The organism is Streptomyces spiramyceticus, from assembly GCF_028807635.1.
Taxonomy (GTDB): domain Bacteria; phylum Actinomycetota; class Actinomycetes; order Streptomycetales; family Streptomycetaceae; genus Streptomyces; species Streptomyces spiramyceticus.
In genome coordinates, this window is record NZ_JARBAX010000001.1 from 792,218 (window position 1) to 811,502 (window position 19,285).

Annotated in this window: 17 protein-coding genes and 1 pseudogene; 9 read left to right on the top strand and 9 right to left on the bottom strand. The window is 70.1% G+C overall.

Annotated elements, in window-relative coordinates; all coding sequences use genetic code 11:
- Window positions 1–6: 6 nt before the first annotated feature.
- The 3 genes from PXH83_RS03545 to PXH83_RS03555 are packed head-to-tail and all read left to right on the top strand — an operon-like array spanning window position 7 to window position 5,709.
- Complete coding sequence (locus tag PXH83_RS03545) at window positions 7–1,014, top strand: glycosyltransferase family 2 protein (RefSeq protein ID WP_274562651.1); 1,008 nt, start codon at window positions 7–9, stop codon at window positions 1,012–1,014.
- Complete coding sequence (locus tag PXH83_RS03550; RefSeq protein ID WP_274556534.1) at window positions 1,011–1,808, top strand: polysaccharide deacetylase family protein; 798 nt, start codon at window positions 1,011–1,013, stop codon at window positions 1,806–1,808. The genes PXH83_RS03545 and PXH83_RS03550 overlap by 4 nt, the downstream gene beginning before the upstream one ends.
- Window positions 1,801–5,709 carry a lipopolysaccharide biosynthesis protein gene (locus PXH83_RS03555; protein ID WP_274556535.1) on the top strand — a complete coding sequence of 1,303 codons (3,909 nt, stop codon included), beginning with the start codon at window positions 1,801–1,803 and terminating at the stop codon, window positions 5,707–5,709. The genes PXH83_RS03550 and PXH83_RS03555 overlap by 8 nt, the downstream gene beginning before the upstream one ends.
- An 18-nt stretch (window positions 5,710–5,727) precedes the next feature.
- On the opposite strand, the gene PXH83_RS03560 is transcribed toward PXH83_RS03555, so the two are convergent.
- Window positions 5,728–7,158 carry a glycoside hydrolase family protein gene (locus PXH83_RS03560; RefSeq protein WP_274556536.1) on the bottom strand — a complete coding sequence of 477 codons (1,431 nt, stop codon included), beginning with the start codon at window positions 7,156–7,158 and terminating at the stop codon, window positions 5,728–5,730.
- 139 nt (window positions 7,159–7,297) lie between these two features.
- Between PXH83_RS03560 and PXH83_RS03565 the strand changes: the two genes are divergently transcribed.
- Window positions 7,298–8,407, top strand: coding sequence for a DUF5925 domain-containing protein (locus tag PXH83_RS03565; RefSeq protein WP_274556537.1), 1,110 nt, complete (start codon window positions 7,298–7,300; stop codon window positions 8,405–8,407).
- Between the two features lie 220 nt (window positions 8,408–8,627).
- On the opposite strand, the gene PXH83_RS03570 is transcribed toward PXH83_RS03565, so the two are convergent.
- Window positions 8,628–9,002 (bottom strand): GntR family transcriptional regulator, encoded by a 375-nt coding sequence (locus PXH83_RS03570; RefSeq protein ID WP_214922391.1) that lies wholly within the window; start codon window positions 9,000–9,002, stop codon window positions 8,628–8,630.
- Window positions 9,003–9,072: 70 nt separating this feature from the next.
- Between PXH83_RS03570 and PXH83_RS03575 the strand changes: the two genes are divergently transcribed.
- Window positions 9,073–9,993: a GNAT family N-acetyltransferase gene (locus tag PXH83_RS03575; protein WP_274556538.1), complete on the top strand. Its 921-nt coding sequence runs from the start codon at window positions 9,073–9,075 to the stop codon at window positions 9,991–9,993.
- Complete coding sequence (locus PXH83_RS03580; RefSeq protein WP_274556539.1) at window positions 9,974–10,459, top strand: ribonuclease FAU-1 family protein; 486 nt, start codon at window positions 9,974–9,976, stop codon at window positions 10,457–10,459. The genes PXH83_RS03575 and PXH83_RS03580 overlap by 20 nt, the downstream gene beginning before the upstream one ends.
- A 28-nt stretch (window positions 10,460–10,487) precedes the next feature.
- On the opposite strand, the gene PXH83_RS03585 is transcribed toward PXH83_RS03580, so the two are convergent.
- The 6 genes and pseudogenes from PXH83_RS03585 to PXH83_RS03610 form a co-directional block, all read right to left on the bottom strand.
- A complete protein-coding gene (locus tag PXH83_RS03585) occupies window positions 10,488–10,979 on the bottom strand; it encodes a hypothetical protein (RefSeq protein WP_274556540.1) in 492 nt (163 codons plus the stop codon).
- Window positions 10,980–11,057: 78 nt separating this feature from the next.
- Complete coding sequence (locus tag PXH83_RS03590; RefSeq protein WP_274556541.1) at window positions 11,058–12,176, bottom strand: methyltransferase domain-containing protein; 1,119 nt, start codon at window positions 12,174–12,176, stop codon at window positions 11,058–11,060.
- Window positions 12,177–12,206: 30 nt separating this feature from the next.
- A pseudogene (locus PXH83_RS03595) lies at window positions 12,207–12,398 on the bottom strand (N-acetyltransferase); the annotation flags it as partial.
- A gap of 53 nt (window positions 12,399–12,451) precedes the next feature.
- Window positions 12,452–13,951 (bottom strand): tripartite tricarboxylate transporter permease, encoded by a 1,500-nt coding sequence (locus PXH83_RS03600; protein WP_274556543.1) that lies wholly within the window; start codon window positions 13,949–13,951, stop codon window positions 12,452–12,454.
- 3 nt (window positions 13,952–13,954) lie between these two features.
- Entirely contained in the window at window positions 13,955–14,482 is a 528-nt protein-coding gene (locus PXH83_RS03605) for a tripartite tricarboxylate transporter TctB family protein (protein ID WP_274556545.1), read from the bottom strand.
- Window positions 14,479–15,462 (bottom strand): Bug family tripartite tricarboxylate transporter substrate binding protein, encoded by a 984-nt coding sequence (locus tag PXH83_RS03610; protein ID WP_274556547.1) that lies wholly within the window; start codon window positions 15,460–15,462, stop codon window positions 14,479–14,481. Before PXH83_RS03610 ends, PXH83_RS03605 begins: the two co-directional genes overlap by 4 nt.
- A 143-nt stretch (window positions 15,463–15,605) precedes the next feature.
- Between PXH83_RS03610 and PXH83_RS03615 the strand changes: the two genes are divergently transcribed.
- The 3 genes from PXH83_RS03615 (at window position 15,606) to PXH83_RS03625 (ending at window position 18,302) form a co-directional block, all read left to right on the top strand.
- Complete coding sequence (locus tag PXH83_RS03615; RefSeq protein WP_274556549.1) at window positions 15,606–16,313, top strand: response regulator; 708 nt, start codon at window positions 15,606–15,608, stop codon at window positions 16,311–16,313.
- A gap of 302 nt (window positions 16,314–16,615) precedes the next feature.
- The gene (locus PXH83_RS03620) at window positions 16,616–17,062 is read left to right on the top strand and encodes a subtilase-type protease inhibitor (protein WP_420803110.1); all 447 of its coding nucleotides are present in this window, start codon (window positions 16,616–16,618) and stop codon (window positions 17,060–17,062) included.
- Window positions 17,063–17,309: 247 nt separating this feature from the next.
- Complete coding sequence (locus PXH83_RS03625; RefSeq protein WP_274556552.1) at window positions 17,310–18,302, top strand: lytic polysaccharide monooxygenase auxiliary activity family 9 protein; 993 nt, start codon at window positions 17,310–17,312, stop codon at window positions 18,300–18,302.
- Between the two features lie 60 nt (window positions 18,303–18,362).
- On the opposite strand, the gene PXH83_RS03630 is transcribed toward PXH83_RS03625, so the two are convergent.
- Window positions 18,363–19,226 carry an esterase/lipase family protein gene (locus tag PXH83_RS03630; RefSeq protein WP_274556554.1) on the bottom strand — a complete coding sequence of 288 codons (864 nt, stop codon included), beginning with the start codon at window positions 19,224–19,226 and terminating at the stop codon, window positions 18,363–18,365.
- Between the last annotated feature and the right edge of the window lie 59 nt (window positions 19,227–19,285).

The window sequence follows — 19,285 nt, forward strand, 5'->3', positions numbered from 1 at the left end:
CCGGACCTGAACGAGCCGGACATCTCGGTGGTGATCTGCGTCTACACCGAGGATCGCTGGGAGGACATCCTCGCGGCGGTCGACTCGGTGCGTCACCAGTCACGGCCCGCCGCCGAGACGCTGCTGGTCGTCGACCACAATCCGGCGCTGCTCGAACGGCTCGGCAAGGAGTACAAAGACGCAGGCGAGGAGGTGCGGGTGCTCGCCAATGCGGGCCCCCGCGGCCTCTCCTCGGGTCGCAACACCGGCATCGCCGCAGCCCGCGGCGACATCGTCGCCTTCCTCGACGACGACGCCGTGGCCGAGCGCGACTGGCTGCGGCACTTCGCGGAGGGCTACGAGGATCCCCGGGTGATGGCCGTCGGGGGAAGAACCATGCCCGCCTGGGCATCCGGCCGCAGACCGGACTGGTTCCCCGAGGAGTTCGACTGGGTCGTCGGCTGTACGTACAAGGGCCTGCCACCCGGCCGGGTGCGGGTCCGCAATGTCCTCGGCGGCAATGCCTCCTTCCGTAAATCGGCCTTCGACGCGGCGGGGGGCTTCGCCACGGGCATCGGCAGGGACGGCGACAAGCGGCCGCTGGGCTGCGAGGAGACGGAGCTGTGCATCCGGCTCACCACGGCCCTGCCCGACGCGGTGCTGCTGATCGACGACCGTGCGGTCATCCACCACAAGGTCCCGGCCGCCCGGGAGCGCTTCGGGTACTTCCGTACGCGGGCCTACGCCGAGGGGTTGTCGAAGGCACTCGTGGCGCGAAGTGTCGGTGCGGGCAAGGGGCTTGCCTCCGAGCGCCGGTATACGACGCGGGTGCTGCCGGCGGGTGTGGCCCGCGGGCTGCGTGACGCCGTGCTCGGCCGACCGGGCGGGGCGGGCCGCGCGGGGGCCATTGTGGCCGGGGTGGCGGTCGCGGCGGGCGGGTACGTACTCGGCACCGTCCGCGCGCGTCGGGGCGGCGGCTTTTCGGTGCCCCGCCCGGCCCTCCAAGAACCGCATGCGCGAGGTGAGATGCGATGAGCACACCGGTGCCGATCCTGATGTACCACGCGGTGGGGCACCGCCCGGCGAAGGCCGCGTACCGCCTCTCGGTGTCTCCCGAGGCGTTCGCCGAGCAGCTGGAACTGCTGGACGAGCGCGGGTTCACGCCGCTCACCACCGCGCAGCTGGGCGCGGCCTGGCGCGGTGGCGGGGTGCTGCCACCGCGGCCGGTACTGATCACCTTCGACGACGGTTACGAGGGCGTGCACCGGCACGCCCTGCCGGCGCTCGCCAAGCACGGTTTCGCGTCCACCCTGTTCGTGTCGACGGGCTGGCTGCGCGGCCCGTACGACACCGGGGGCGCCCTCGACACCATGCTCGACTGGGACCAGGTGCGCGAACTCGCCGCCGCGGGAACCGAGATCGGCGGCCACAGCCACACTCATCCACAGATGGACCAACTCCCGGACGACGAGCTGCTGTTCGAGGCAAGGCGCTGCCGGGAGATCATCACGGAGGAGCTGGGCGACAGGCCCGTCTCCTTCGCCTACCCGTACGGCTACTCCAGCCGGCGCGTGCGCCGGACCGTGCGCGAGACCGGGTTCGCGCAGTCCCTCGCCGTGGGGAACGCGCTCGCCCGACGGCGGCAGGGACCGTACGCCCTGGAGCGGGTGACCGTACAGCGCAGCACCGGTATCGAGGAGTTCCAGCGGCTGGTGGAGGGCCGGTCGATCGCCCGCAACTTCGCCGGGGACCGGGCCCTCACCAAGGGGTACGCCATGGTCCGCAGAGCCCGAGCGGCCGGCCGGAAGGTAAGCAGAATCCGTGTCTGACACGACCACCGCCCAGGCCGAGAGCGCCGAAAGCCCGGCGACGGCGGGGCAGTCGTCCGGGCGCCGCTTACGGCTGCCCGGAAGGGGCGGTGGGAGTCCGCTCTTCCGCAATGCCTACGCCCTGATGCTCAATACGGGTATCAGTGCGCTGCTCGGCCTGAGCTTCTGGCTGGCCGCAGCCCGGTACTACTCGGAGGCCGCGGTCGGCCAGGGTTCCGCGGCCATCGCCGCGATGAAGCTCCTCGCCGGACTGACCGCGCTGACGCTCACCGGTGCGCTGGCGCGCTTCATCCCGGTGGCGGGGCGCAGCACGGGGCGGCTGGTGCTCAGGACGTACGCGGGCAGCTCCGTGGTGGTCGCCGTGGCCGCCGTGATCTTCCTGGCCACGCTGGACCTGTGGGGTCCTTCGTACCGCTTTCTGCACGGCCCGCTGAACGGCCTCGGCTTCGTGCTCGCCGTCATCGCCTGGGCATTGCTGACCCTCCAGGACGGGGTGCTGACCGGTCTGCGCAGCGCGCTGTGGGTGCCGGTGGGCAATACCGTCTTCTCCGCGGTCAAGCTGGTGCTGCTCGTTGCGATCGCCACGTCGATCCCGACCGCGGGCGTCTTCGTCTCGTGGGTCGCCGCGATCGCCATGTCCGTCATCCCGCTGGGCTGGCTGGTCTTCCGGCGGCTGGTGCCGCGCCATGTGAAAGCCACCGAGGAGCGCGCTCAGCCGCCGACACTGCGGCAGATGGGCCGCTTCCTGGCGGGCGACTACACCGGTTCGCTGTTCTCGCTGGCCGTGGTCTACGCCGTGCCTGTGATCGTCGCCGCGCAGGTCAGCTCCGAGGACAACGCGTACTTCTACATCACCACGACCATCGGCGGCACGGTCAATCTGCTCGCCATCAACATGGGTGCCTCCCTCACGGTCGAGGGCGCGCACGATCCGAGCACCCTGGCGCAGAACTGCCGGGCCGCCCTGCGCCGCATGGCGCGGATCATGCTGCCGGTGGCGGCCGTCCTGTTCTTCGGCGCCCCCTACATCCTGGGCGTGTTCGGCGAGGGATACGCGAACGCGGCGACGCCGCTGCTGCGCTGGTTCGCGGTCGGCGCGCTGCTGCGCGTCGTCATCGAGGTGTACTTCGCGGTGCTGCGCGCCCAGAGCCGTACGTCCGGACTCGCCTATCTCCAGGGTGGACTGTGCGTGCTGGTGCTGGGCCTGACGCTGTTGCTGCTGCCGCGCATGGGCCTTACGGGCGCGGGCGTCGCGGAGATCTCCAGCCTTGCCGTCGTCGCGGCGGTGGCGGGCGTCAAGCTGTACCGGGTGGTCAAGTCCGCGCCGCCGGCCGGTGCGAGGGGTGCTGCGAGGGATACGAGGGGCGTGGACGCGGCGGCTCCGGACGGTGACCTGGCCGACCTGGCGGTCGACGGCGACCTCGGCGACGCGGACCGTGGCGACCGTGGCCGTACGGAGAAGGGGCCGGCCGGGGGCGAGTACGGGACGCGCTGGGCGCTGCGCTCCGCGCTCGACCCGCCCACCATGCCGCTGGGGGCGCGGCTGGACTTCGACCACCCGGAGCGCAGGCCCGATGTGCGGCCGGGGCCCGGGACTCCGGCCGCGGGTACGCCCGTAACGGAGACCGGCGGAAGCGACGCGGCCGACCACCGGCCGACCTGGGCGCTCAGGTCGCCGCTGCCGCGGGCGATCTCTTCGCCCCGGTCCGGCTCCTCCGTACCCGAGGCCGCGGTGTCGGCCGACGCGAGCGAGACCGGCGAGGCGCATCCGAGTGACGAGGCGCATTCGGCAGGCGAGGCGCGTTCGGTGGGCGAGGAGCCCGAGACGCCTGTGGCCCCCGAGGCGGCGCCCACGCCCGCGCCGCGCCGCTCACCGTTCCGCGCCCTGCACCTCCGCGTCCCCGAACTGGGCGTCGGGCTGCTGCTTCTGGCCGCGCTGGTGCTCTACTGGCTGCCGGTGCGGGGCATCGGCGAGGCCGACCTGGACCGCATGGGCGGCCTCGGGCTGATCTCCGTACTTCCGGCGGCGACTCTGCTCGGCGCCGGCCTCCTCGCGCTGTCCTTCGCTTCGCTGCTGTGGCTGGACCGGCCACGGACCGTACTGCTGACGCTGGCGCTGCTGGCCACGGTGGTGTCGCTGCACGCGCTGCCCGCCGTACTGGAGACGGAGCCGCGGTTCCCGACGGCCTGGCAGCACCTCGGCTTCATGGACTACATCGACAGGACCGGCTCGGCGGTGCCGGACCTCGACGCGCGCTGGAGCTGGCCGGGCTTCTTCGCGGCGGCCACCTTTGTCGCCGAGGCGTGCGGTGTCTCCGACATGTCGTCGGTGATCCGCTGGTGGCCACTCGCCATGCAGCTCCTCTACCTCCCGCCGCTGTTCCTCCTGATGCGGTCCGTGCGGGCGAGCTGGCGGGCGAAGTGGGCGGGTGTCTGGATCTTCGTACTGAGCGGCTGGGTCGGCCAGGACTACTTCTCGCCGCAGGGCTTCACGTACGGGATGTATCTCGCCTTCGTCGCGGTGCTGCTGGTGTGGTTCCGTGAGCCACGGGTGCTGTGGACCAAGCGGCGTCCCGGCGAGGCCGAGGTCACGCCCGCCGGGCGGCGCGAGAAGGCGGTGCTGCTGCTCGTCCTGGTCGGGCTCTTCGCCGCGACCGTACCCGCGCACCAGCTCACGCCGTTCGTGATGCTCGGGGTCCTGGCCGTCCTGGTGATGGCGGGCCGCTCCACGCTGCGCGGGCTGCCGATGCTGTTCGCCGTACTGGTCGCGGTGTGGATCGGCTTCTTCGCCGAGCCGTACTGGTCGGGGCACTTCGACGAGCTCTTCGGCGGGGTCGGCGGGGTGGGCGGCAATGTGACGTCGTCCGTCTCCGGCCGTATCGAGGGCGGCAGCTCGACGCACAAGCTGGTGCTGTACGTCCGTGTCGCGATGGCCGGCGGTGTGATGGCCTTCGCGTGCTGGGGCTGGTGGCGGCGCCGCTTCGCCGGTTACAGCGAGCGGTCCCTGCTGGTGCTGGCCTTTGTGCCGTTCCTGGGCTTCGGCATGCAGTCGTACGGCGGGGAAATGGCGCTGCGCGTCTTCATGTTCGCGCTGCCGGGCGCCGCGCTGCTGGCCGGGCTCGCGCTCTTCCCGCGCACCGGGGCGACCGCCGCCGAGCGGGACGCGGACCGCAAGAGCCTGGCGCCGCTGGCCGCGCTGATGACGGGCCTGCTCCTCATCGGCGGCTTCCTCGTCGCACGCTGGGGCAACGAGCCCTTCGAGCGGGTCAGGGGCGGCGAGGTCGCGGCGATGGAGTTCGTGTACGCGCACGACGACCCGTCGGTGCGGCTGCTGTGGATGAGCAACGACACCCTGGACAATGTGACGCCCGCAATCCCCTGGGGCGCCAGGGACATGGAGAAGGTCAACTACGTACCGACGCTCGCTCCGGTCGACCCGGTGCTGGTGGCGGGCCTGGTGAAGTCGCTCAAGGACGCGGGCCCGAACTCGTACCTCATGATCAACCGGAGTCAGTCGGTCTATCTGCGGCTCGACGCGGGCTATTCGGCCACCTGGGAGAAGCGGCTGACCGCGAATCTCGACAAACGGCCGGAGCTCAAGAAGGTCCTGTCGAACGAGGACGTGTCGTTGTACGCGCTGCGCGAGCAGCCGGACGGCGCGGTCGAGAAGCCGGATCCGGGACCGGTCGGACCGAAGATCACCTGGACGCCGTGGTCGGTGGTGGGCGCGCTGGCCGCGCTGGCGCTGATCGTGCTGCTCGCGGCGCGCGAGGTCGTACGGGTGGCGGTGGCGCCGGGTGTGCGGCAGCTGCAGTGGCTGCAGAGCACGTTCTGGTTCTCGCTGCCGCTGCTGGCGGTGCTGCTGGCTTCACTGGTGCAGCGGTTCCTGACGATGTCGTGAGGTGGTGTCGTACGGCGCTCAGGAACGCGCCAGCCACCGCACCTCATAGCTCTTCATGTCGAAGGACTTGCCGTCGATCTTCGCCTTGATGGGGCGGTCGAGGATGTTCACGACGAGGACGGTCCTGTCGTCGGCGAGGACGCGCACATTCGGTACGTCGTCGGGGGCGACCCGGACGCGCGCGTCGTACCGGGTGCCCGGCGGGAACTCCTTCGCGAACCGCGCCAGCAGCTTCATCATCGGCAACTGACCGCCGCCGTCGTCGAGTTCGGTGGAGCGCCACAGGCAGCCCGCGCACGTGGCGCCCCTGTTCTGCGGGTTCCAGTAGAAGCCGGTGCTCGCCCCGCCGCGGACCATCGCGATCATTCCCGAGGCGTGTACGGCGGTGCGGTGCGGCTCGCTCCAGCCGTCGCGGTCGTCATCGTCGTCGCCCGGCTCGACGTAGTACTCGGCCCACCAGAGCGGCAGCCCGCCGGACCGGTCGCGGATCCACCTGCTCACCGCGGTGAGCTTGTCCGTCGCCTTGAACTCGTCGGGCAGCAGCTCGTCGTCGCGGGTGTAGCTCGCGCCGTCGACGACGACGAAGTCCGCGCCCTTCTTGTTCTCGTCCCAGTAGCTGTAGGCGTCGAGGACCCGCTGGTCGACGCTGCCCCAGGGGCCCTTGAGAGCGGAGGCATAGGTCGTGTCGCGCGGCTCGTAACTGTCCATGACGAGGTAGGGGCCGCCGACCAGGTTCGCCTTGTTGACCTTCTTCAGCTCGGCGTACACGAGGTTGTAGAGCTGGGTGTAGCCCTCGTAGTTCCAGCGCTTGCGGCCGTCGTCGAAGAAGCCCTTGAACTCGTTCCAGACGATGAAGTGGCGTACGTCCGGATAGCGCTTGGCGACGGTGGCGGCGAGCTTCGCGAAGTCCTTGTAGTGCTCGGGGCTCGGCGCGGTCTCCAGGGCCTTCTTGCTCCAGTCGGTGTTGTCCGAGCCGGCCTTGCCGCCCTTCATCCAGTCGGGCGCGCAGCACAGGGTGATGACGGGGGTGCCGCCCGTACGGCGGATCAGGTCGATGCGGCTGTCCAGTTCGTCGAACCGGTACCGGCCGGGCGAGGGCTCCGGGTTCTCCGCGCCCCACCCCATGATGTGCTGGATCTGCGGCACCGACTGCGCGGACAGTGTGCTCTGTGCTCTGCGCAGGGCCGCCGGTGTGCCCTCGTCCGCGCTGTACTGCGTATGCGTGAAGCCCCAGCCCAGTTCGGGCTCGGCTTTCGCGGGCACCGGTGCGGGTGTGCCGTGCACCTTGTCGCCTTCGGCTGTGGTGCCGCCGTCGCTGCCCCGGCCGGTGTCGTCGGTGGGAAGAGTGGCGCACATCGTCAGTACGAGGGCGATTACGGCCACACCCACGCCGATCAGCGCGGTGAGCCGCCACCGCTTTGCCCCCGAGGTCCATCCATGACGTCCCATCACCCGTCAGGGTATCGGCGGGGGTTGGCATTCCGGCAGGTATCGCAGGAACAGGTACGTAACGCCACCGGGGGCCGGCGTGCCGGTGAAAGTTGAAACCTGGGTGCATACGGCGTCCCCGTGCCGGATCATGGGCGGCATGTCTGCGAACCCTGAAGCCGCTCTGCCGATCCGGCTGAACGTCGACGACAGCGACTCGCCGTCGGATGTCGTCGACGCGCTGTTCCTCGGCCGTTTCGCGACGGGCGAGCAGCCGTACTCGCACTCCTCCTCGATCGACCGCGTCAAGTCGGGCGCGACGCTGTTGCCGCCGTCGGCGAAGGTGCTGCGCGCCGCGCGCGACGACGACCGCAGCGCGACGCTGGCCGAGGGCGAGGGCTGGACGCTGCTGGTGTCCCGCTGGAACCGCGGCGCGGACGTGACGGTCACCGCGGTCACCTCCGACCTGGCCGAAAAGGTCCTGAAGCAGGCAACGGACGGCGCCCAGGACGAGCCCGAACCGCAGCCGGAGAACGTCACCATGGGCTTCTGGTACGTCTCCCCGCGCCGCGGCCCGCACCGCACCACCCGGCAGATCGCGGCCGGCACGTGGGAGGAGGTGCGGTCCAACTACACGGCGCCGGTGGCCGACGCGATGGACCGCCTGATGAAGGTCACACCGGACGACATCGCGGGCCGGCTGCTGCTGTTGCACGGTCCGCCCGGCACGGGCAAGACGTCCGCGCTGCGCACGCTGGCCCGCTCGTGGCGGGACTGGTGCCAGGTCGACTGCGTGCTCGATCCGGAGCGGCTCTTCAACGACGTCGGCTACCTGATGGACATCGCGATCGGCGAGGACGATGGATCGGCGAAGGGCCGCTGGCGGCTGCTCCTGCTGGAGGACTGCGACGAGCTGATCAGGGGCGAGGCCAAGCACACGGCGGGCCAGGCCCTTTCGCGCCTCCTGAACCTCACGGACGGGCTGCTGGGTCAGGGCCGCAATGTCCTGGTGGGAGTCACCACCAACGAAGACCTGGAGCGCCTGCACCCCGCCGTGGTCCGGCCGGGGCGCTGCATGGCCCGTATCGAGGTCGGCTCGCTGACCCGCGAGGAGTCGGTGCGCTGGCTGGGCAGGGAGGCCCACGGCCGGGAGGAAGCCATCGGCCGAGAGGGCACGACGCTGGCGGAGCTCTATGCGCTGCGCCGCGGCACTGGCCCGGCATCGGTCCCGCCCCAGAACGACGGCTCGGACGCAGGCCTGTACCTGTAACCGGCACTGCACCGCCCCCCTAGGGGGTGTCCGGTCGATCTCCGCGGCGTCGCGGGGCTTGGCACGCACATCTGCGGCGTTGTCGTCAGTCGCTGACTCCCCCAAGTTCTCGACTGCGCTCGAACAGGGGGGACCCCCATCGCGTCGCCTCCCTCCTCCGCCTTGCAGCTGCACGCACCAAGCCCCGCTCCTTCTCCCACGGAGATCGACCGGACACCCCCTACCCCGCATACACCGCCCGCACCGCATCCTGCACCGCAGCCAGCGCCTCCGCCCGGCTCAGCCCCAGCCGCTGCGCCCGCTCCGCGTACACCCGCGCCGCGGCCGCCGCCTCCCGGTCCGCCGCGTCCCCCACCGCGGCGATGAACGTACCGTTGCGTCCCCGCGTCTCGATCACCCCGTCACCCTCCAGCGCGCGGTACGCCTTGGCAACGGTGTTCGCGGCAAGACCGAGGTCCTCCGCGAGGCCGCGTACGGTCGGGAGCTTGTAGCCCACCGGCAGCGCACCGGCGCGGGCCTGTTCCGAGATCTGGGCGCGCAGTTGCTCGTACGGAGCGACACCGGCGTCCACGTCAATGGCGATCTTCAAAGTCACGGCCCGATTGTCCCCCACCGCCGGAAAATGGGAGGCACCGCAACGTGTCGCGCGCGTAACGTGCCGCTCCATGACGATGATCGTGCGTGACCTCGCACCCTCGGACACGGATGCCTGGGTGCGTGTACGCCGCGCCGCACTGCCCTTCATGGTGACCACTCCGGAGCAAGTCGCCTTCGAGCTGCGAACCGCGCACCCGGACAAGAAGATGCGTCTGCTGACAGCGGAGGAGGACGGCGAAGTCATCGGCACGGCGTACGCCGGAATCGCGTACGACAGCACCGAACCCGGCCAGTCGTACGTCACCCCGCACGTCCACCCCGACCGCCGCGGCCGCGGCGCGGGATCGCTGATGCTGCGCGCCGCCGAGGAGCATCTGGCGGCCGAGGGCGCCACGGCGGTCTACTCCTGGGCGATGGACACCCCGGAGTCCCGGACCTTCGCCGAGAAGCGCGGCTACCGGCCGACCCGGTCCGCCCACTTCCAGCGCCTGGACCTGGCGAACGGACCGCTTCCCCAGCTCCAGGAGCTGCCCGCCGGTGTCGAACTCCGCACCGCCGCGGACTTCTTGGACGACCCGAGGCCGATGTTCGAGGCCGACGCGGAAACCACCTCCGACGAGCCCGGCGACATCAGCGTGGACTTCTCGGACTACGAGGACTGGATCAACCACACCTGGAACCATCCGCTCCTCGACCGCGGCCTCTCCACGGTCGTGATGGTGGACGGTCGGGTGGCGGCGTTCACCGCCGCCCACACGGACGGGCTCACCCGGTACGCGTCCGGCATGACCGGCACCCTGCGCGCCTTCCGGGGCCGGGGCTTCGCCAAGCTCGCCAAGACCGCCTCCCTGCACCGCGCCCGCGCCGCCGGCTACACGGAGGCGTTCACCAACAACGACGCGGACAACGGTCCGATGCTGGCGGTAAACAAGTGGTTCGGCTACAAAATCTGCGCTACGGAGGTACGTCATGTCCGCAAGCTCGGTTGAGGTCGCCCTCGTCAAGGCCGGCCGTACGAAGATCCGCTACCCGGCGGCCCTGGTCTCCGACGACGGCACGCACCTCGTGGTGCGCGCGCCGTGGGCGGCGCCGGGGGTGCGGGACTTCGGCTTCGTACGGTTCGAGCCCGGCGACGTATTCACGGAGCACTACTGGCGGGACCGGTGGTACGCCGTGAAGGAAGTCAGGTCGGGCAACGGCACCCTCAAGGGCTGGTACTGCGACGTGACCCGCCCCGCTGTCGTCCTCGAAGGCCGGGTCGAGGTCGAGGATCTGGACCTCGACCTGTGGATGTCGGCCGACGGCTCCACCGTTCTGCGGCTGGACGAGGACGAGTTCGAGGAGAGCGGCCTGGCGGACCGCGACCCGGAGGCCGCGGCCGAGGCCCGCCGGGCGCTCGACGCCCTCGAACTCCGGGCCCGCAGCCAAGGCTTCACCGAGCTGCTCAGCCGCTGAACTCAACTGCTGAGCCCATCTGCTGAGCTCAGCCGTCGGCCCCGACATCATTGTTGGGAGCCCCGTCCCCCACCGGGGGCAGGTCACCGCGCTCGGGCATCTCGTCCGCGCCGGCACCCTCACCGGTCGGGGGGAGCACCTTGCCCAGCTCCTCGTTGTCGGCCCGGTGCGCCTTCTCGGCTGCACGCCGCAGAGTGGCGCGGTCCACGAGCTTCGCATCGGCGCTGATCCGCACGACATGCCCCTCGTGTGCCCGCGCGTACTCGTGCGTGGCGGCCGCGGCGCGGTACCAGAGGTCGCCGTCGCGCTCGCACTCGACAGGCTCGCCGGACCCGGAGGACTCCACCGACCGCTTCGCGCAGGTCGCCTCGTCCAGCTTCCCGCGGTCGACCGACAGCTGTATCTGTCCGCCCGTGCCGGCGGAGAAGTACAAGGCCGAGAAGCCGTCGTTGCCGATGACGCCGACGGACTGCTTGGCCAGCGCGTACCCCGGCGCTTCGGTCACATAGATCAGCTCCATCGCCGACTCCCCTGCGCGCGCCTTGAGTTCGGCCGACGGTGGGCCTGCGGTGTCCGCGTTCTCAGGCCGGTGTGCCCGTCATGTGCCCGTCACCGGAAGATTGATTCCGCGCGGCTCCCCCTTTGCGTCGTAGGCGATGCGATCTCCGTCCTCGTGCCAGTGAATGACAAAGCGCTCACGGGCCCGATACGCGTCGAGGCCCGCACGGCAGTAGGCGACCATATCGGTGGGGAGGTCGCCCAAGGGGTGCCAGGCGAGCTCGGAGCACTTGTCCGGTTCCCGGTTGTACGGTTCGCCGCCCGCGCCGTACTCCGCCTCGAAGAACCAGCCCGTCCTGGGGTCACCGCCCGGACCACGGTGCTGCATGACCAGAGCCACGCGCAGGTCGTCGGCGGTCAGGGCGATGCCGATTTCCTCCGCCGCCTCGCGGATCATTGCCGCGACGACGTCCTCGCCGTCCTCGACGTGCCCCGAAGGCCCGTTCAGCAGGCCGTCCGCATAGCCCGTATCGGCCCGGCGGGCGAGCAGCACCTCGTCGCCCCGACGGAGGATCAGGTGCACGTCGACCACCTCGGCATGGCGTGCGGGCAGCGCCGGCCGGGCCACCACCGCGTAACGCTCGTCGTCGACGCTGCGGCCCCACAGGGTCGGGTCGGCGGAGAGCCGTTCGTACTGGACGTACGAGGTGAGCGGGGCGAGTGCCTCGGTCACCTCGCCCGCCGGGATGCCTGCGTCGCCCCAGACGCCCTCGATCAGCAACAGCCGCCCGCCGGGCTTCAGCAGCGAACACCAGTGGCGCAGAGCGGCGGCCGTGTCGGGCAGCAGCCACAGCACGTGACGGGCCATCACCACATCGAACTTCCGCTCCCCGACCGGTGGTTGAAAAGCGTCCCCGACCAGAACCTCCGCATCCGCATCAGCCAGCTTGATCCTGGCCAGGTCCACCATCCTGGGCGAGCGGTCGACACCGGTCACCCGGTGGCCCTGCTCGGCGGCGAGCAGGGAGAGGCTGCCCGTGCCGCATCCGAGGTCGAGCACCTCGGCCGGTCTGTCCTGCGGCAGCCACATCCGCATCCTCGCCGCCCATGCGTCGCGCACGGCGGGGTCGAGCAGTCCGTGGTCGGGCTCCTGGTCGAAGGAGTCCGCTGTGGCGTCCCAGTCGATCGTCGTCGGGTGTCCAGTCGTGTGCCCAGTCATGTGTCCGATCGTGGCATCCGCCACTGACAATCAGGCTCCGGAGAGCCGCTTGCGGTAGTGGAAGCGGTCGTACCGGCCCTCCACCCGCCGCTCCACGAGCTCGTAACCGAACCGGGGGTACATCTTCTGGTTCTCCCACATCTTGGCGTTCGTATAGAGGCGCACCTCCGTCAGCCCGAGCGAGAGTGCGTACTCCTCGACGTACTCCAGCAGTCGGCGGCGGTGGCGTGGGCCTCCCCCCACGCCCGCAGGGCGTAGGGGGAGGATGTCGTCGCTCATGCCGTCACATTACGACGGCGGCGCATCACCAGCCTCTTCAGCCAGGGCCAGGCCAGCAGTATCACGATCACCGCGTAAACCGTCACCGAGAAGGGGGTGTTGAACAGACCCGTCGCGCTTCCGTCGCTGATCTGGAGCGCGCGCCGCAGTTGCTGTTCGGCGGCCGGGCCGAGGATCACGCCGATCACCGCGGGCAGCACCGGCAGCCCGTACCGCCGCATGCCGAACCCGATCAGGCCGATGACCAGCAGGATCACCAGGTCCAGCGCCTCGCCGCCCACCGCGTACGCGCCGACCGCGGCGAAGAAGAGGATGCCGGCGTAGAGGTACGGGCGCGGGATCCGCAGCAGCTTTGCCCAGAGCGGGGCCAGCGGCAGGTTGAGCAGGAGCAGCAGCACCATGCCGACGAAGAGCGAGGCGATCAGGCCCCACACCAGATCGGGTTCGCGCTCGAAGAGGAGCGGGCCCGGCTGGATTCCGTACTGCTGGAAGGCGGCCAGCATGACGGCGGCGACGGCCGTCGTCGGCAGGCCCAGGGTCAGCATCGACACGAGGGTGCCTGCCGCGGAGGCCGAGGCCGCCGATTCCGGTCCCGCCACGCCTTCGATGGCGCCCTTGCCGAACTCCTCCTTGTGCTTGGAGAGCCGCTTCTCCGTGACGTACGAGAGGAACGTCGGGATCTCCGCGCCGCCGGCCGGGATCGCGCCGAACGGGAAGCCGATGACGGGACCGCGCAGCCAGGACTTCCAGGTGCGCTTGACGTCCGCCTTGCCGAGCCAGGGGCGGCCGACCGGAATGGGCTCGGCCACCGCACGCCGCAGGTGCGCGGCCACCCACAGCGCCTCGCCGATCGCGAAGAGCCCGACGGCGACGATCACCACATCGATGCCGTCGGCGAGTTGGAGCGAGCCGAAGGTGAGGCGCTGCTGGCCGGTCATCTGGTCCAGGCCGACCAGGCCGATGGTGAGGCCGATCAGGAGGGAGGCCGCGCCGCGGATGCGTGACGAGCCGAGTACGGACGTCACGGCGATGAAGGCCAGCACCATGATGGCGAAGTAGTCGGGCGCGCCGATGTCCACGGCCAGGGATGCGACGGTCGGGGCGAGGGCCACCAGCAGGATCGTGCCGATCATGCCGCCCGCGAAGTGGCCGATGGCGGCGGCTGCCAGGGCTTGCGCGCCGCGGCCCGCCTTCGCCATCGGGTTGCCTTCGATGGCCGCCACGACGGCCGCGCTCTCACCCGGTGTGTTGAGCAGGATCGAGGTGGTGGAGCCGCCGAACATCGCGCCGTAGTAGATGCCCGCGAACATGATGAACGCGCCGGTCGGCTCAAGGCCGTACGTGACCGGGAGGAGCAGGGCGACGGCCATCGCCGGGCCGATGCCGGGGAGTACACCGATCGCTGTGCCGAGCAGTACGCCTATCGCGGCCCAGAGCAGATTGATCGGGGTGAGGGCCGTACCGAAGCCGTCGACAAGGGAGTTGAGGGAGTCCATGACTCAGAGCACCTCCATCAGGGGGCCACCGGGGAGCGGGACTCCGAGCAGGTTGTTGAAGACGAAGTACGTGACGAGGGAGAGCACGGCCGCGATGAGCGGGTCGCGGTCGTAGTGGCGGCTGCCGAGGGCGTATGCCGAGCCCCAGAAGAGCAGTGCGCCGGAGACGGGGAAGCCGAGCGGGCCGATGAGGACGGCGTTGCCGAGGAAGACGCCGGCGAGGAGCAGCACCGTACGCCAGTCGCTCGGCTCGCTCAGGTCGATGTCCTCACCGCCTTCGGCTTCGCCACGGCCGCCGCGCAGGACGTCGACGGCGAGGAGTACGGCGACGAGCAGCAGGGCGAGGCCGACGACGACCGGGACGGTCTTGGGGCCGACGGGGCCGCGCTGGGTGATGTCGACGTCCATGGTGAGGGCGTCGGTGAGGACGAGGGCGCCGAGCAGCAACAGGAGGGCGCTGACGCCGATTTCGGAGTGCTCGCGCAGCCATGAACGGGGTGCGCGCACGGGGGTCTCGATTTCGGTGGTCACAGCCCCAGCTCCTTCAGCACCGAGTCGACGCGCTTGTCCTGTTCGCCCAGGAAGTCGCCGAATTTGTCGCCCGTCAGGAACGCGTCGTCCCAGCCGTTCTTCTTCATCGACGCCTGCCACTGGGGCGATTCGTGCAGCTTGTCGATCAGCGCGACGAGCTTGTCGCGTTCGGCGTCGGTGAGGCCGGGCGGGGCGACGATGCCGCGCCAGTTGGTGAAGTCCGTGTCGAGTCCCGACTCGCGCAGGGTGGGGGCGTCGAGGCCCTCGACGCGCTCGGGCCCGGTGACGGCGAGCAGCCTCAGCTCGCCCGACTTGATCTGGTCGAGGTATTCGCCGACGCCCGAGACGCCGAAGGCGACCTTGTTGCCGAGGATGGAGGCGAGTAGCTCGCCGCCGCCGTCGAAGGGGATGTAGTTGACGGATTTTGGCTCGATACCGGCGGCCTTGGCCATCAGCATCGGAGCGAGGTGGTCGGGCCCGCCGGGCGAGGAGCCGCCGCCGACGGGGAGCTTGGCGGGGTTCTTCTTCCAGGCCGCGACCAGATCGTCGAGCGTCTTGTACGGGGAGTCCTTGGCGACGACGACGATGTCCTGCTCTTCGGTGAGCCGGGCGATCGGCGTCGTGTCGCCAAGTGTCTTGGGCGACTTGTTGGTGTGTACGGCGCCGACGACGCCGAGGCCCATCGACATGGCGAGTTTTCCGTTGCCGTGTTCGCCGACGAGCCTGGTGAGGCCGACGGTGCCGCCGGCGCCCGGCAGGTTGAAGACCTCGACGTTGTGGGTGAGTCCGGCGTCCTCGGCGTCCTTGGCCGCCGTACGGGCCGTGATGTCGTAACCGCCGCCGGGGGTATTGGGAACCATGAAGCGCAGGCCGGGGATCTGCGTGCCGGTGTCGGCGCCGCTGCCTGTCGTGAGCAGCGGCGGCCCCACCAGTACGAGCAGTGCCGCCCCGAGCAGGGCGAGGGGAGTGCGCATGCGCACCTGGGCCACCACCTGTCCGTTTGAACTGGGAATTCACGGAAATTTGTGAAGTGGCCCACATGTTGCCTGCGCGTTAACAAGCTGTCTCTCTTCCGCAATCAACGGACGTTGTGGTCGTTGTGGTCGAGACCTAGCCTGGCGCGGTGACCAAGGTGCTGGTGGTGGACGACGACTTCATGGTCGCGAAGCTGCACAGTCGCTGCGTGTCCGCGATGGACGGTTTTACGGTCGTCGGAGTGGCGCACAGCGGCGCCGAGGCGCTGCGCGCGGCGGAGCGGCTTCGTCCCGATCTGGTCCTGCTCGACGTATATCTCCCCGACATGGACGGGATCAGCGTGCTGCGCGAGCTGCGCGCGGCGGAGGAGCGGGAGGCGACCACCGAGACCGCCCGGCACACGGTGGACGTCCTGTTCATCACGGCCGCCCGGGATGCGGAGATCATCCGGGCCGCGATGCGGGCCGGCGCTCTGCACTACCTGATCAAGCCCTTCAATCAGGCCGCCCTCCAGGATCAGTTGCGGCACGTCGCGTCGATGCGTACCCGCTTCGACCAACTGGCCGAGCTGGGCGAGGCCCGCCAGGAGGACGTCGACCACTTCTTCGGCACCCGCCCGCCGGGCTCGCGCGAGCTACCGAAGGGCCTCGCGGCACACACCGCGGAGTTGGTGGAGCGCACTTTGCGCGAGCACCCGGCGGGCCTGTCCGCCACCGAGTGCGCGGAGGGCGGATCGCTGTCGCGCGTCAGCGCCCGCCGCTATCTCGAATTCTTCGCGGATACGGGCCGTGCCGAGGTGACGCTGCGGTACGGCGGGGCGGGGCGGCCGGAGCGCCGCTACCGGTGGATCGGCTAGCGCACGGCGCATCACACGCCCGTCGAGCAACACTTTCCAGCCGAAGCGGCCATTCCGCAAAAAAGGCCACGCGAACATATGCGCAGGTCAGAAGGTAGTTTTCGATTGGACCACCGAGGTGTGTCCATATGCTGGACACCCCTTCACGGTACCTCCACACCCGCCCCGAACTGCCCGAACGACCATTCGGTCCCCCTCGATCGGCCACGCGAGGCCGGAAAGAGGTGATCGACGTGCACTCACTGTCCGCTTACGCAAGACTCCCGACCGCAATCGCACCCGCGAACGAAAGGGATTCACTCATGCGTTCCACCCGCAGCCGAGTCGGCGCAGCCGCGACGGCAACCGCCCTCGCTCTGACCGGAATGGCGACCATGGGCGTCGCACACGCCCAGCCCGCCCAGCCGACGAGCCTGTACGCCCCGTCGGCCCTCGTACTCACCATGGGCAAGGGCATGGACGCCGCCACGGCCACCGTCGACCGGGCCGTCACCCTGAACTGCGCTCCCCGCCCCTCCGGCACCCACCCCTCCCCCGCGTCCGCGTGCAAGGAACTGCGCTCCGTCGAAGGTGAGTTCACCCGGCTGACGGCAGAGCCCTCACAGCAGAGCTGCACGCGCCAGTACGACCCCGTCGTGGTTACGGCCGACGGGGTGTGGCAGGGCAAGCGGGTCACCTGGTCGACCACCTTCGGCAACGCGTGCGAAATGCAGGGCGTCCTGTCCGAAGGAACGGTCTTCGCCTTCTGAGACCAGCGGGAGCACGCCGGGTGATGGCGATCCTGAGGTGCCTCTTAGCGCCCCCTTAAGAGGACCATAAAGATCGCCATCACCCGGCCTCAGCAGGGGTTTTCGCCGATTCCTGGGGCTAGCGTGCTGATCGCCGGGGCGGGGTTTCAGTCCGACGGTGCCGCTGGATTTCGGGGGGCTGCGCCGCCGGACTTGATCCCCGCCCCGGTGACCCCCCCGCATGTCCCCACTGAAGGAGAACGTCCCGATGACTGCCCTGCGCACGACAGCCGGAATCGCCGCCCTCAGCATCGCTCCGCTGGCGCTGACGGCCCTGGCCGCCGGCCCGGCTTCTGCCCACGGATCGATGACGGACCCGGTCTCCCGCGTGTCTGCGTGTTACGCGGAGGGTCCGGAGAGCCCCGATTCGGCGGCGTGCAAGGCGGCGGTCGCGGCGAGCGGTGCGCAGGCGTTCTACGACTGGAACGAAGTCAACATCGCCAACGCCGCCGGGAAGCACAAGGAGTTGATCCCCGACGGCAAGCTGTGCAGCGCGGGCAACGACAAGTACAAGGGCTTGGATCTGCCGCGCGTGGACTGGCCGTCCAGCAAGTCGGCCGCGGGCAAGCACACCTTCCGTTACAAGGGCACCGCCCCGCACAAGGGCTCCTTCGAGCTGTACGTCACCAAGGACGGCTACGACCCGGCCAAGCCGCTGAAGTGGTCCGACCTGGAGGAGAAGCCCTTCGCCAAGGTCACGGACCCGAGGATGGAGAACGGCGACTACGTCTTCGACGGGACGATCCCGGCGAAGTCGGGCCGTCACCTCGTCTACAGCATCTGGCAGCGCTCGGACAGCCCCGAGGCCTTCTACACCTGCTCCGACGTGGTCTTCGGCAAGGACAACGCAGGCCCGGGCACCGCCCCGGCGCCGACCGCCTCCGCCCCCACCGAGCAGGACGTTGCGGACGGCGCCGGCAAGTCCACCGTCGAGCACAACGGCCACGGCGACGACGACCACAAGACCGGAGCCGACGCCACACCGACCGCCGAGGAGTCCGCAGGCAACGCGCCGGCGGCGAACAGCGCCGCACAGCCGTCCGCCGCCGCCGCTGCCACTCCCGCCGACGGCGAGAACCTGGCCGAGACCGGCGGCGACAGCACCACCCCGTACATCGCGATCGGTGGTGCTGCCGCTCTCGCCGTCGGCGCCGCGGCGATGTTCGGCTCGGTCCGCCGCAAGGCCACCGCCCGCCGCTGACCCAGCCGGGGCTCAGTCCCGACGACTCAGCCGGTGCTCAGCCAGTGGCTCAGCCGGTGCTCAGCCGGTGACCGACGCGCACGTGGTCGGGGTGGCCCGCGCCGGATCCAGGGCGTTGGCCACCTCGTGGAAGGCGATCCGGTCGATCAGGCCGATCGCCACATGCTCGGAGAAGTCGACCGGGCAGAGGTCCTGGAGCAGTACGTTCCGTACGCCGGGACCGTCCAGGTACTGCGTGCGGTACGGGGTGACCACCTGGTCGTACTTGGTGGCGATGACGGTGTAGCGCACCCCTGGGACCGTGTCGCCGCCCTCGTTGAGCCGGGTGAGGAAGGCCGATCCCGCGATCTGGTCGGCGAGGCCGGGGGTGTTTGCGGTCAACAGGTCCTCGGCGCCCGGGAAGTAGGGCAGCAGCTTGGTCAGGCCGAGAAGCGTGGTGCCGTGGTTGTCGGGGGCGATGCCGATCAGGGCGTTCACCTCGGTGGCCCCGCCCAGGAACTTGAGGTAGTGGCGCGGCATCATGCCGCCCTGGGAGTGGCCGACGAGGTCGGCCTCGGGGGCGCCGGTCGCGGCCAGCACCTTGTCCACGAAAGCGTCGAGCTGTACTGCTGACTTGTCGATCGGGCCGAGGCCGTGGAAGAACGGCACGTTGGGAAGTTGCCCGTAGTCGAGGGAGAAGACGCAGTAACCCCGCCTCACCAGGTACGGAGCCAGGCCGAGCCAGTTGTCGACGGAGTTTCCGAGGGTGCCGTGGACGAGGACGACGGGGCGGGGATGGGCGGCGGACGGCTTGCAGGAGTAGTCATTCCATCCGCTGGTGGTTGCGGGGGTGACGGCGCTCGCGGTGGCGGCGGGAGTGAGGGTCGCCGCCACCGCCAGGAGCAGGGCGGCGGCCGGTCTGAGGACGCGTTTCCAGGGCAGCACCGTGTGATCTCCTTGCGGCTCAAGGGGAATTGGGGATGTGGGCGCTGGGGAAAGCGCCC

Coding starts and splice junctions, on each gene's coding strand:
- PXH83_RS03600 (WP_274556543.1), bottom strand. CDS start 13,951: ATGGACTCCCTCAACTCCCTTGTCGACGGCTTCGGTACGGCCCTCACC.
- PXH83_RS03585 (WP_274556540.1), bottom strand. CDS start 10,979: ATGGAGCTGATCTATGTGACCGAAGCGCCGGGGTACGCGCTGGCCAAG.
- PXH83_RS03565 (WP_274556537.1), top strand. CDS start 7,298: ATGTCTGCGAACCCTGAAGCCGCTCTGCCGATCCGGCTGAACGTCGAC.
- PXH83_RS03575 (WP_274556538.1), top strand. CDS start 9,073: ATGACGATGATCGTGCGTGACCTCGCACCCTCGGACACGGATGCCTGG.
- PXH83_RS03560 (WP_274556536.1), bottom strand. CDS start 7,158: ATGGGACGTCATGGATGGACCTCGGGGGCAAAGCGGTGGCGGCTCACC.
- PXH83_RS03625 (WP_274556552.1), top strand. CDS start 17,310: ATGACTGCCCTGCGCACGACAGCCGGAATCGCCGCCCTCAGCATCGCT.
- PXH83_RS03590 (WP_274556541.1), bottom strand. CDS start 12,176: ATGACTGGGCACACGACTGGACACCCGACGACGATCGACTGGGACGCC.
- PXH83_RS03550 (WP_274556534.1), top strand. CDS start 1,011: ATGAGCACACCGGTGCCGATCCTGATGTACCACGCGGTGGGGCACCGC.
- PXH83_RS03580 (WP_274556539.1), top strand. CDS start 9,974: ATGTCCGCAAGCTCGGTTGAGGTCGCCCTCGTCAAGGCCGGCCGTACG.
- PXH83_RS03620 (WP_420803110.1), top strand. CDS start 16,616: ATGCGTTCCACCCGCAGCCGAGTCGGCGCAGCCGCGACGGCAACCGCC.